Consider the following 11,694-nt stretch of genomic DNA (forward strand, 5'->3'; position numbering starts at 1 on the left):
CCAATTAAATCAATCAATTATCACCAGGTCGCCGCTGATACTCGATCGCATTGACGAACCACTCGCGCGGGCCGTCTGGCGTGTTCACGGTGAACGCTTCATCCACCGTTTTTCTCAACATCGCCCGCGCCATCGGGGAATCGATCGAGATGTAGTCCTTGTTGTCGCCGTAGATCTCATCCGGGCCGACAATACGCAGGCGTTTCACCACGCCCTGTTCATTTTCGATCTCTACCCAGGCGCCAAAAAAAACGCAGCCATCCTGCTGCGGCGAATAATCGACGATTTTCAATTCCGTTAAACATTTTCTTAGGTAGCGTACACGACGATCGATCTGACGTAATAAACGCTTATTGTAGGTATAGTCCGCATTTTCCGAGCGATCGCCCAAACTGGCCGCCCAGGCGACAATTTTGGTAATTTCCGGACGCTTTACCTTCCAGAGATGGTCATGCTCCGCCCGCAGTTTGTCGTACCCTTCACGGGTAATCAGATTGGTTTTCACATCAGCCGCTCCGTTAGGCTCGTAGTGCATTCATCGTTCTTCAAGACGCACACATACTCAAAATCACATCGTGGTTGTGGTTACATCGATTTACTGTTTTTGCTAAAAACATATCAATCGACATAAATTTGTCATTTCACTCCCGTAGTTTTAGCCACGGAAAGCTACGGAGAATGATTTATGTTTAGCTTAGACGCCATTCTGCAAGATCTTGCCCCGCACCGCCATACGCCGCTCTGGCAGAAAACGGTTTTACGCTCTCTGTTGTTTGAAAATGAAATGCAGCAATTTGCGCGACGGTATCCACATTTGAAAGGATTGGATCTGGTCGAACAGATTCTCGATTACTTTAACCTCAATTGTGAAATGGTCGATGGGGATTTAGAGAATATCCCCAGCCAGGGGCCGGTGGTGCTGGTAGCCAACCACCCCATCGGCTCCCTGGACGGTCTGGCATTGTTGCGCACCGTTGCCAGCGTCAGACCCGATGTTCGCATTGTCGCCAGCCAACTGCTTTCTTATGTCGCGCCACTCAAAAGTCTCTTTTTTTCCGTCGATAACTTTAATAACCGTACCAAGCGTCAGCAAATCAACGCCATTCAACAGCATCTGGAAGGCGACGGCGCGATTATTGTCTTCCCGGCAGGCGAAGTGTCGCGTGTCAGTCTACAAGGGATTCGCGATGGTCACTGGCACAACGGATTTATCCGCATGGCAAGCAAAGCCCGTGCGCCCGTGGTGCCCATCCATATCAGCGGACGCAACAGCACGCTGTTCTACCTCTCCTCGATGATTTATCGCCCACTCTCCACCCTCTTACTGGTGAGAGAGATGTTTGGTCAACAAGGGCAAACGCTCAAACTACGCATTGGCGCCAGAATTCCCTATGCGTCCTGGAGTCAGGGTGAATGGAACGCGAATGATTTAGCGGCGCGCTTTCGGCGACATGTATACCGGTTAGGCCAGGGAAAGCCCGGCTGCTTTTCTGGCGAAAAACCCATCGCGTTGGCTGAAGACCGCGTGCTACTTAAGCGGGCATTATCAGCGTGTGAAACGCTGGGGACGACCCCAGATGGCAAAGTCGTCTATCTGTACCGGCGCGGTGAAGAAGATTATGTGCCGCTGCTACGTGAGCTTGGACGCCTGCGCGAAATCGCCTTCCGCGCCGTCGGCGAGGGCTCCGGCCAGCGTCGCGATCTGGATAGCTATGATGATGATTATCTACACCTGATCCTATGGGATGAACGCGAGCTGGAGATTGTCGGCGCCTATCGCTTTGTTTCAACAGCCAGCCTGATCGCCGAGAAAGGGAAAAGCGGCCTCTACAGCCACAGCCTGTTCCAATACGGCGACGAAATGGATCCGATTCTGGCGTCCGGTATCGAGCTGGGGCGCAGCTTCATTCAGCCTAAATATTGGGGGAAGCGCGGGCTGGATTACCTCTGGTTAGGCATCGGCGCCTATCTGGCTCGCTATCCAGAACACCGCTATCTGTTCGGCCCGGTGTCACTTTCCAATACATTGCCGCCGCATGCTCGCGATTTACTGGTTGCCTTTTATCGCCTGTACTTTACGCCTGCCCAACCACTGGCAACGTCACGTCGCCCTTATCCAGCGTCGCTGCCCGATGTGCTAAAACAGTTTGAGGGAACAGACTATCAGCAGGATCTCACGCGGTTGAAAAGTATGTTAAACAATATGGGATGCGCCATCCCGACGCTCTACAAGCAATATTCTGAGCTATGTGAGCCGGGAGGTGTGCGGTTTGTTGATTTCGGCATTGACCCCGATTTTAATAATTGTATTGATGGTCTGGTGCTGGTTGACTTACAACAGGTGAAAGCATCGCGCTACCAGCGTTACATCGCCCCCTTTGTCAACGATAAGGCCCTTTAAAGGTTCGGTGCGTTAGCGTCGTCATAAACTAACGCACCAGGACGCCCCCTCTGCCCCGAAAGCATCAATACAATGCGTTTTTGTCTATACGATCACATTTTTCATACGAAATTCGACTTGCCCTAATTTACGTGATCAACTGAACGCCTTCGCTGCCGATATTAAAGATATTCTTATCTATCATGTTTTGAATACGGGAGTGTCCGATGTATCCCGAAAAAACGAAACGTAGCGATAACACCTTCTCATTACTTGCATCGATTACACTCGCAAGCCCACGCCGTTATGCCTTCATAGCATGTCAAAAAATTAAGGATATTTATGAATATGCTGAATAGATTCAAACTCAGCAAGATGCTGGGTATGGGGTTTTCTCTGGTTATTGTCATCAGCCTGATGGTGGCCTTCTTCGGGCGACTGCAACTGGTGGGACTGGGTAACGACATCGACCGGCTTTCCGGCACAACATTAGCCAATATGTTACTGATTCAGGAAGTGAAAGCTGGTTTCGACGCCAACGCCCGCTTAATTCGCAATATTGCACTCAGCACCGATGCAGAGCAAATCAGGCAGGAAAAACAGTTCGTCGATGAGCAAATCGCCCGTAACACGGCCAATCTGAAAAAGCTGGAGCAACAGTTGGATACCGAAGGTACCCGTGCACTACTGCAACAGTTTCAGGATACTCGTCCACCGTATCTCTCCGCTTTTTTAAAAGCCATGGCACTGGTGCAATCCACCGATCCCCAACAGCGTCTCCAGGGGAACGCCATTATTCTCCACGAGATGCAGACGGCACAAGATGCGCTGTTTAAGGTACTGGATGCCATGATGGCGTCACAGCAGCGGGACACTAACGACATTGTCAGCCACGCCCAACATCAGGCGCAGTCCGGCAGCGTGATCATGCTTATTCTCGCGCTAGCCGCTGCCGTAGTCGCCGCCATCGTCGCCTGGCTGATTACCCGCACCTTGAAAAACCAACTGGGCGGTGAACCGACCTACGCGACATCCATTGCCCAGCGCGTCGCCGAGGGCCAACTGGACGTTGATATCGACATCAAGCCGAATGACCAGCGCAGCCTGTTGGCCGCCATGCGTCACATGAGCCATAACCTGAGCCATATTGTCGGGCAGGTTAGGGAGAGTAGCGAAGCTATCGCCTCTGGCTCCAGCCAAATTGCCGCCGGTAGCGAAAACCTGAGCCAACGCACGGAAGAACAAGCCGCCAGTTTGCAACAAACGGCGGCCTCAATGGAACAGATGAGTCAGGCGATCCGCCAGAATGCGCATACCGTGCGTAGCGTGACTCAGTTAGCCAGCGAGGCAAGCGAAACGGCGAAGAAAGGCGGCGATGCGGTCAACAACATGGTGATCACCATGAAAGAGATCTCCGACAGCTCGCACAAAATTCGCGATATTATTGGCGTTATTGACGGCATTGCCTTTCAAACCAACATCCTGGCGCTCAATGCGGCGGTCGAAGCCGCACGCGCGGGCGAACAAGGCCGCGGCTTCGCCGTCGTCGCGGGGGAAGTACGCTCACTGGCGCAGCGTTCAGCCTCTGCGGCTAAAGAAATTGCCGTGCTAATCAACACCAGCGTCGAAAAAGTCGAAGCAGGTAATCGGCTGGTCGAGGAGACCGGCAGTACGATTGAAGAACTGGTACATCAGGCCAGCAGCGTAGCGAATCTCATCGGCGAGATCGGCACGACAACGCAGGAGCAGGAATCTGGAATTTCTCAAATCCATGATGCGGTCAACCAACTCGATCAGGTCACGCAGCAAAACGCAGCGCTGGTGGAAGAGTCCGCCAGCGCGGCAGCCAGCTTGCGCGAACAGTCATCGAATCTGGTGACGCTCATGCGCCATTTCCATCTGCCGGATACCCCGACAGACCGCCCGGCGCCGAGCGCAAAGGAAGCCTCTTCTACTCGTCTAGCACTCGCGCCAGCTGGCGATACACACGATAATTGGGAAAAATTCTAGTGTAACCCTGCGCGATGTTCCCTTCGATGCCATCGCGGTGGCATCGAAGGACACATAGTATCAGGGCGGTTATTTGGAATAAATAAAGAAACCAATACGGCACTTATGGAAACTTTACGTTATTTTTAGGAAACCTCATCTTGTGATGAATAACGCTGCTGGTGCGCGATCCTACTGACGCGGAATATAGTCTCGGCGCGGCTGACCGGTATAAATTTGGCGCGGACGATAGATAGTGATCTCCTGCTGCTTATGAATCTCATCCCAATGCGCAATCCAGCCGACCGTCCTGCCGACGGTGGAGATCACGGTGAACATGGACGGCGGTAGCCCCATCGCTTTGAGAATGACGGACGTATAGAAATCGACGCTCGGGTAAAGCCTATTCTCAAGAAAATAAGTGTCGGTCATGGCGATATGTTCCAATTCCATCGCTACCTGCAACAGGCTATCCTCCATGCCGAGCTCATTGAGCACTTCATGGCAGGTTTTACGCAGGATGGCCGCTCGCGGATCGAAGTGCTGGTAGACCGAGTTACCAAACCCCAACAGGCGGAACGAATCGCGACGATCCTTCGCGCGCCGTACGAACTCAGGCACGCGATCGACCGTTTTAATCTCTTCCAGCATACGCATGCAGGCTTCATTCGCCCCGCCGTGCAGCGGCCCCCACATCGATGCCAACCCTGCCGCAATACAGGCAAATGGGTTTGCGCCAGAAGACCCCGCCGCTCTGACCGCCATCGTAGACGGGCATTGCCCATGATCGGCGTGCAGGATCAAGATGCGATTCATCGCCCGCTCCAGCACCGGATTGACGACATAATCCTCGGCCGGAATTGAAAACAGCATGTGCAGGAAGTTACCGGTATAGGACAACGCATTCCGCGGGTAGACCGACGGCTGTTCGATAGAATATTTGTAGCACATTGCCGCCAGCGTCGGCATCTTCGACAATAGCCGCACTGCGGCCAATTCACGGTGCTCCGCGTTATGAATATCCAAGACATCATGATAAAACGCCGCAAGCGCGCCCACCACCGCACACATCAGCGCCATCGGGTGCGCATCGCGACGAAAACCGCTGAACATGCGGGTAATTTGCTCGTGAACCAGCGTATGGCGGGTAATATTGTCGGCGAATGACGCATACGCCTGCGCCGACGGCACGTCACCATGCAGCAGGATGTAACAAACTTCGGTAAAATCGCACTGCTCAGCAAGTTGTTCGACCGGAAAGCCGCGATGCAGTAATACGCTATTCACCGCATCAATATAGGTAATCGACGATTCACACCCTGCGGTATTGGCAAAACCGGGGTCATAGCTACAGAGCCGGTGTTCTGCGAGTGGCCGGATATCTACCGCCGCTTTTCCCAGCACGCCGGTATGTCGTTTCAGCACAATGTCCGCCTGTCCTTCCGCCGTCAACGTGAACGTTTTGACTGTCATGAAGCTTTCTCCTGCCTGAGTGATAAGGTTGTTCTCGCCCGCCCAGGGGCTTCTGGAAAGGCCATTATGTGCTCACCGCCAGATTATTGCGACACTAGTCCCGTTTATGTCATACCGCAGCATCGCGAATGGGTTGCAAAATTCTGTCGGAATCGTGATTTGGTTAAATCCAGTTATGGCGATCCGGGCGCGTTTTCCAGACGGCATCGGCTGGTATTTTGCACGCTCAATCCGTATAACTGTCCTGACTTATTTATCCCACTCACCTAATGACGATTGATATCAGACTCATGAATGATGCATTAAGCCATATTATCGCCAGCGAATTGCAGGCGCGCACGGAACAGGTTGACGCGGCAATCCGCCTGCTGGATGAGGGAAATACCGTCCCCTTTATCGCCCGATACCGCAAAGAAGTCACCGGCGGGCTGGATGATACCCAGTTGCGCCAGCTCGAAACCCGGCTCGGCTACCTGCGTGAACTGGAGGATAGGCGCCAGACTATCCTGAAATCTATTGATGAACAGGGGAAATTAACCCCGCAGCTTGCTTCCGCCATTAACGGCACGCTGAGCAAAACCGAGCTGGAAGATCTCTACCTGCCGTATAAACCCAAACGCCGCACGCGCGGGCAGATCGCGATCGAAGCCGGGCTGGCGCCGCTGGCCGACAGCCTGTGGCAAGATCCAAGTCAGGTACCAGAACTGGCGGCACAGGCTTATATTGATGCCGATAAAGGGGTGACCGACGTGAAGGCCGCGCTGGACGGCGCGCGTTACATTCTGATGGAACGCTTTGCCGAAGATGCCGCGCTACTGGCCAAAGTGCGTAACTACCTCTGGAAAAACGCGCACCTGGTTTCGCGCGTCGTCGAAGGAAAAGAGGAAGAAGGTGCAAAGTTCCGCGACTATTTCGACCATCACGAACCGATTGCACACGTGCCTTCACATCGTGCATTGGCGATGTTCCGCGGCCGTAATGAAGGCGTCCTGCAATTGGCGCTTAACGCCGATCCGCAGCACGAAGAAACACCGCGTGAGAGCTATTGCGAACAGATTATTATCGACCACCTGAATCTCCGTCTGGGTAATGCCGCCGCCGACGGTTGGCGGCGCACCGTCATTAGTTGGACGTGGCGCATTAAAGTGCTACTGCATCTCGAAACCGAATTAATGGGCAGCGTGCGCGAACGGGCCGAAGACGAGGCGATTAACGTTTTCGCCCGCAATATGCACGACCTGTTGATGGCCGCTCCAGCGGGCATGCGCACCACCATGGGGCTCGATCCTGGTCTGCGCACCGGCGTAAAAGTCGCGGTGGTGGATGCCACCGGCAAATTGGTCGCGACCGACACGCTTTATCCGCATACCGGTCAGGCAGCGAAAGCCGCTGCGGCTGTAGCGGCCTTATGCCGTAAATATCAGGTTGAACTGGTTGCCATTGGCAATGGCACCGCCTCGCGTGAAACCGAGCGTTTCTTCCTCGACGCACAGAAACAGTACCCGGAGATTAAAGCGCAGAAAGTGATCGTCAGCGAGGCCGGCGCATCGGTGTACTCCGCGTCCGAGTTAGCCGCGCAGGAGTTCCCTAATCTGGATGTATCGCTACGCGGTGCGGTGTCTATCGCCCGCCGTTTGCAGGATCCCCTGGCGGAGCTGGTAAAGATCGACCCGAAATCCATCGGCGTCGGCCAGTATCAGCATGATGTTAGCCAAAACCTGCTGGCGAAGAAATTGGATGCTGTCGTCGAAGACTGCGTAAACGCTGTCGGCGTTGACCTCAATACGGCGTCCGTCGCGCTGTTAACGCGCGTAGCCGGGCTGACGCGCATGATGGCGCAAAATATCGTGGCATGGCGTGATGAGAATGGGCGCTTTCGCAACCGCGAGCAGTTGCTGAAAGTCAGCCGTCTGGGGCCAAAAGCCTTTGAACAGTGTGCGGGTTTCTTACGCATCAACCACGGCGACAATCCGCTGGATGCCTCCACGGTTCACCCGGAAGCCTATCCGGTCGTGGAACGCATTCTGGCAGCGACCGAGCAGGCATTGCAGGAACTCATGGGGAACCCAACCGCACTGCGTAACCTGAGACCGGCAGATTTCACCGATGACCGTTTCGGCGTGCCAACCGTGAGTGACATCATCAAAGAGCTGGAAAAGCCGGGGCGCGATCCGCGCCCTGAATTCAAAACCGCGAGCTTCGCCGATGGCGTAGAAACCTTAAACGATCTGTTACCGGGCATGATTCTGGAAGGGGCGGTCACTAATGTCACCAACTTTGGCGCCTTTGTGGATATCGGCGTCCACCAGGACGGTTTAGTGCACATTTCATCGCTCGCCGACCACTTCGTCGATGACCCGCATAAGGTCGTTAAAACGGGCGATATCGTTAAAGTAAAAGTGATGGACGTGGATCTGCAACGCAAACGCATCGCGCTCACTATGCGTCTTGATGAGCAACCAGGCGATGCCGCCACGCGCCGTGGCAATGCGCGGAGCGATAGCTCCACCTCGCCGCGTCAGCCAACGGGTAAACCACGCGCCCGTCCAACTCCCGCCCCTACCGTCGGCAATAGCGCGATGGGCGATGCATTAGCCGCGGCATTAAAGAAACGGTAATTATTATTTTTCCCTGATGCAAAAAATATCTGGTCTTGTAAAAACAAGGCCAGACAATTTTCCGCGCAAAATCGTCATTCTTGTTTCACCAATAAAACTACGTTTTATTTTTATTGAAATATTCAACCGGTTTATGGTTTTTTTGTGATCTCGCTCTAGGTAAATAAATTACCCTTACGTTATTATTGTTCTATATAGGAAACAATAGTTTTATATATAGAACACCATTATGACTATATTTCGACAACTCGAACACAGTAAAGCACCAGCGGCAGTCCGCTTAGTGATGATTATTGATTATATCGCCCAACGTGATGAAGCGAGTTTCACTGAAATTTGTACCGATTTATCCATCCCCAAAAGTAGCGTACACCATCTTTTAGAGGTGTTGGTGGTAACACAGTTATTACGCCAGCGTGCCGACGGCCGTTATGTATTGGGGTTAAGGCTATTCGAATTAGGCGGTCTGGCAATAAAAAATATCGACCTGCGTAAAGATACGATTAACTTTATGCATGAACTGGTTAAAGAAACGGAATTAACCTGCCATCTGGGTATTCTGGATGGCGATAATGGTTTTTTCCTGAGTAAAGTAGAGTCGCCAAAAGCCATCGTAAAAACCTCCTGGGAAGGGAAGAAAATTGTTTTTAATCGGATGTCTCTGGGGAAAGTTCTCTTAGCCTGGCTACCACAGGAAAGAATTGAGGCGCTGATTGCTAATTGTACCTTTGACTATTACACCCCCAGAACCATTACCAATAAGGAAGATTTCCTGCAACATCTGAAGATCGTCAAAGAACAGGGTTGGGCCATTGATGATGGCGAAGACATAGCGGAGATTTGCTGTATGGCGGCACCGATATTCAATAAAAATGGCGAAGTCATTGCCGCCATTGGCGTTAACGGTATGCAATCACAATATGCTAATGGAAAAAAAGAAAAGCATTTAGCGAGCTTACTGAAAACCAGTAAAGCGATTACCGCCCATATTCATAGCCGGGATATTACTATTGGATTATAGCGTTAACCCTAAAAAAGGATAATTCACAACTTGGTGAACAGCATTTAACAATCGGTGCGAAGCGCGATACTTATATAACAGAAAAATAACCATAAGTCCTTACCGGCATTATGGGGAGTCCGCCTGTGGCAAAAAAAAACAATATAACCGCCGCGGTGGATAAGATTATTTATTATCAATTTCGATAAGTCGAACCGCCTCTAAATATTAACGATATCAGGTAATAGTCTTTAATTTAAATTTCCCTTTATTGGGCACGAATACCAATACACGACGTTCCTACATTAGAAGGGGCGGAAGACATTTTTATTTTTACAGCGAGGTCTTTATGAAAATCAAACATGCTATTGATAAAATCCCTGGGGGATTAATGCTGGTTCCGCTCTTTCTGGGTGCGTTCTGTAATACCTTTACGCCAGGAGCAGGAAAATTTTTAGGATCGTTTAGCAACGGGTTAATTACAGGAACCATCCCAATTCTGGCAGTCTGGTTTTTCTGTATGGGCGCATCCATTGAATTTAAAGCCACAGGCACCATGTTGAGAAAATCAGGCGTTCTGGTAGTGACCAAGATCGCCACCGCCTGGGTCGTGGCGCTGCTCGTGGGTGCTTTCTTACCAGGTGATGGTATTCAAAACGGGTTGCTGGCTGGTATTTCCGTTCTGGCGCTGGTTGCGGCAATGGACATGACCAATGGCGGTTTGTATGCTGCCCTCATGAATCAATACGGTTCAAAAGAAGAAGCGGGAGCATTCGTACTCATGTCTCTGGAATCCGGCCCATTGATGACAATGGTGATTCTGGGAGCCAGCGGTATCGCCACCTTTGAACCTCAGTTGTTCCTTGGTGCGGTGCTGCCTTTTCTGATCGGTTTCGCATTAGGCAACCTGGATCCTGACCTGAGAAAGTTGTTCGGCGGTGCGGTACAAACTCTGATTCCTTTTTTCGCCTTCGCCCTGGGTAATACCATTAATCTATCGGTGATCCTGCAAACGGGCTTCGCGGGTATCTTCCTCGGAATATTTGTCATTGTAGTCACAGGCATCCCATTGATATTAGCGGATAAATTCATCGGTGGCGGTAATGGCACCGCTGGCGTGGCCGCTTCCAGCAGCGCCGGTGCCGCTGTCGCTACACCGCTCCTGATCGCCAATATGGCCCCGGAGTTCGCGCCCGTCGCTCAACAAGCGACGGCGTTGGTCGCCACAAGTGTCATCGTGACGTCAATACTGGTGCCCATTATCACGGCATTATGGGCAAAACGCTTTTCACCTAACAACGCATAAGAAGGTAACAAAATGGACGTACGACAAAGTGTGCACAGTGAACATGCGAAAACGCTGGATACTACCGAACTGAGAAAGAAATTTCTCATTGAGACAATATTTACGCCAAACCGCTATACCATGACTTATAGCCACATCGACCGTATTGTAGTCGGTGGGATCATGCCCATAGATGGCGAGATAACCTTTGATGACGACATCGGTAAGCAATTTGGCGTGAACTACTTTCTTGAACGGCGTGAACTGGGGCTGATCAACATCGGCGGCCCGGCAAACATCGTTATCGACGGAACACGCTATGAGGTAGGCCACGAGGAAGCGCTCTACGTCGGCAAAGGCGCCAGAGCCTTGACATTTAGCAGCCTCGACAGCACGAAACCCGCAAAATTGTATTATAACAGCGCCCCTGCGCATGCCACTTACCCAACACGTCTTATCACGCAGAATGAGGCGATCAAGGCGCCATTGGGAGATAGCAAGACCTGCAACAAACGCACCATTTGCAAATACCTGGTGCCTGAAGTAGTGGATACCTGCCAATTAAGCATGGGGTTAACGCGTCTGGCGGAAGGCAGTAACTGGAATTCCATGCCGACACATACGCATGAACGCAGAATGGAGGTTTACTTCTATTTCGACATGGCGGAAGACACCATTATTTTCCATATGATGGGCGAACCGCACGAAACGCGCCATCTGGTGCTGCATAATGAGCAGGCAGTCATCTCGCCAAGCTGGTCGATTCATACGGGGGTTGGCACCAAAAACTATGCCTTTATTTGGGGCATGATTGGCGAGAACCTGACATTCGATGATATGGACCATATCGCCATGCTGGATTTACGTTAACCCAGACCTTAATCACGATCGGTAAACACAACAGGGTGAATCTGCTTCACCCTGCTTCTTGATATCATTTCAGGTCAAA

Annotated in this window: 8 protein-coding genes; 6 read left to right on the forward strand and 2 right to left on the reverse strand. The window is 51.8% G+C overall.

Annotated features, from left to right (window positions below; translation table 11 throughout):
• Nucleotides 1-13 precede the first annotated feature (13 nt).
• Complete coding sequence (gene greB / locus RFN81_RS17015; RefSeq protein WP_264499030.1) at nt 14-505, reverse strand: transcription elongation factor GreB; 492 nt, start codon at nt 503-505, stop codon at nt 14-16.
• 180 nt (nt 506-685) lie between these two features.
• Between greB and RFN81_RS17020 the strand changes: the two genes are divergently transcribed.
• Together RFN81_RS17020 and RFN81_RS17025 are read left to right on the forward strand one after the other, a co-directional pair.
• A complete protein-coding gene (locus RFN81_RS17020; RefSeq protein ID WP_264496935.1) occupies nt 686-2,401 on the forward strand; it encodes a lysophospholipid acyltransferase family protein in 1,716 nt (571 codons plus the stop codon).
• A 321-nt stretch (nt 2,402-2,722) separates the two neighbouring features.
• On the forward strand, nt 2,723-4,390 hold the full coding sequence (locus RFN81_RS17025) for a methyl-accepting chemotaxis protein (protein WP_264496936.1): 1,668 nt from the start codon (nt 2,723-2,725) through the stop codon (nt 4,388-4,390).
• A gap of 171 nt (nt 4,391-4,561) precedes the next feature.
• Here the strand turns inward: RFN81_RS17025 and RFN81_RS17030 are convergent, their stop codons facing one another.
• Nucleotides 4,562-5,842, reverse strand: coding sequence for a citrate synthase (locus RFN81_RS17030; RefSeq protein WP_264496937.1), 1,281 nt, complete (start codon nt 5,840-5,842; stop codon nt 4,562-4,564).
• A gap of 290 nt (nt 5,843-6,132) precedes the next feature.
• Between RFN81_RS17030 and RFN81_RS17035 the strand changes: the two genes are divergently transcribed.
• From RFN81_RS17035 to kduI, 4 genes are all read left to right on the forward strand, one after another.
• Nucleotides 6,133-8,460, forward strand: coding sequence for a Tex family protein (locus tag RFN81_RS17035; protein WP_264496938.1), 2,328 nt, complete (start codon nt 6,133-6,135; stop codon nt 8,458-8,460).
• A 229-nt stretch (nt 8,461-8,689) separates the two neighbouring features.
• Complete coding sequence (locus RFN81_RS17040; protein ID WP_264496939.1) at nt 8,690-9,481, forward strand: IclR family transcriptional regulator; 792 nt, start codon at nt 8,690-8,692, stop codon at nt 9,479-9,481.
• 328 nt (nt 9,482-9,809) lie between these two features.
• A complete protein-coding gene (gene kdgT, locus RFN81_RS17045; protein WP_264496940.1) occupies nt 9,810-10,766 on the forward strand; it encodes a 2-keto-3-deoxygluconate transporter in 957 nt (318 codons plus the stop codon).
• Nucleotides 10,767-10,778: 12 nt separating this feature from the next.
• On the forward strand, nt 10,779-11,615 hold the full coding sequence (gene kduI / locus RFN81_RS17050) for a 5-dehydro-4-deoxy-D-glucuronate isomerase (RefSeq protein WP_264496941.1): 837 nt from the start codon (nt 10,779-10,781) through the stop codon (nt 11,613-11,615).
• The last annotated feature ends 79 nt before the right edge of the window (nt 11,616-11,694 follow it).

Source organism: Pectobacterium cacticida (assembly GCF_036885195.1).
Taxonomy (GTDB): domain Bacteria; phylum Pseudomonadota; class Gammaproteobacteria; order Enterobacterales; family Enterobacteriaceae; genus Pectobacterium; species Pectobacterium cacticida.

Coding starts and splice junctions, on each gene's coding strand:
- RFN81_RS17020 (WP_264496935.1), top strand. CDS start 686: ATGTTTAGCTTAGACGCCATTCTGCAAGATCTTGCCCCGCACCGCCAT.
- RFN81_RS17025 (WP_264496936.1), top strand. CDS start 2,723: ATGAATATGCTGAATAGATTCAAACTCAGCAAGATGCTGGGTATGGGG.
- kduI (WP_264496941.1), top strand. CDS start 10,779: ATGGACGTACGACAAAGTGTGCACAGTGAACATGCGAAAACGCTGGAT.
- RFN81_RS17030 (WP_264496937.1), bottom strand. CDS start 5,842: ATGACAGTCAAAACGTTCACGTTGACGGCGGAAGGACAGGCGGACATT.
- RFN81_RS17040 (WP_264496939.1), top strand. CDS start 8,690: ATGACTATATTTCGACAACTCGAACACAGTAAAGCACCAGCGGCAGTC.
- RFN81_RS17035 (WP_264496938.1), top strand. CDS start 6,133: ATGAATGATGCATTAAGCCATATTATCGCCAGCGAATTGCAGGCGCGC.
- kdgT (WP_264496940.1), top strand. CDS start 9,810: ATGAAAATCAAACATGCTATTGATAAAATCCCTGGGGGATTAATGCTG.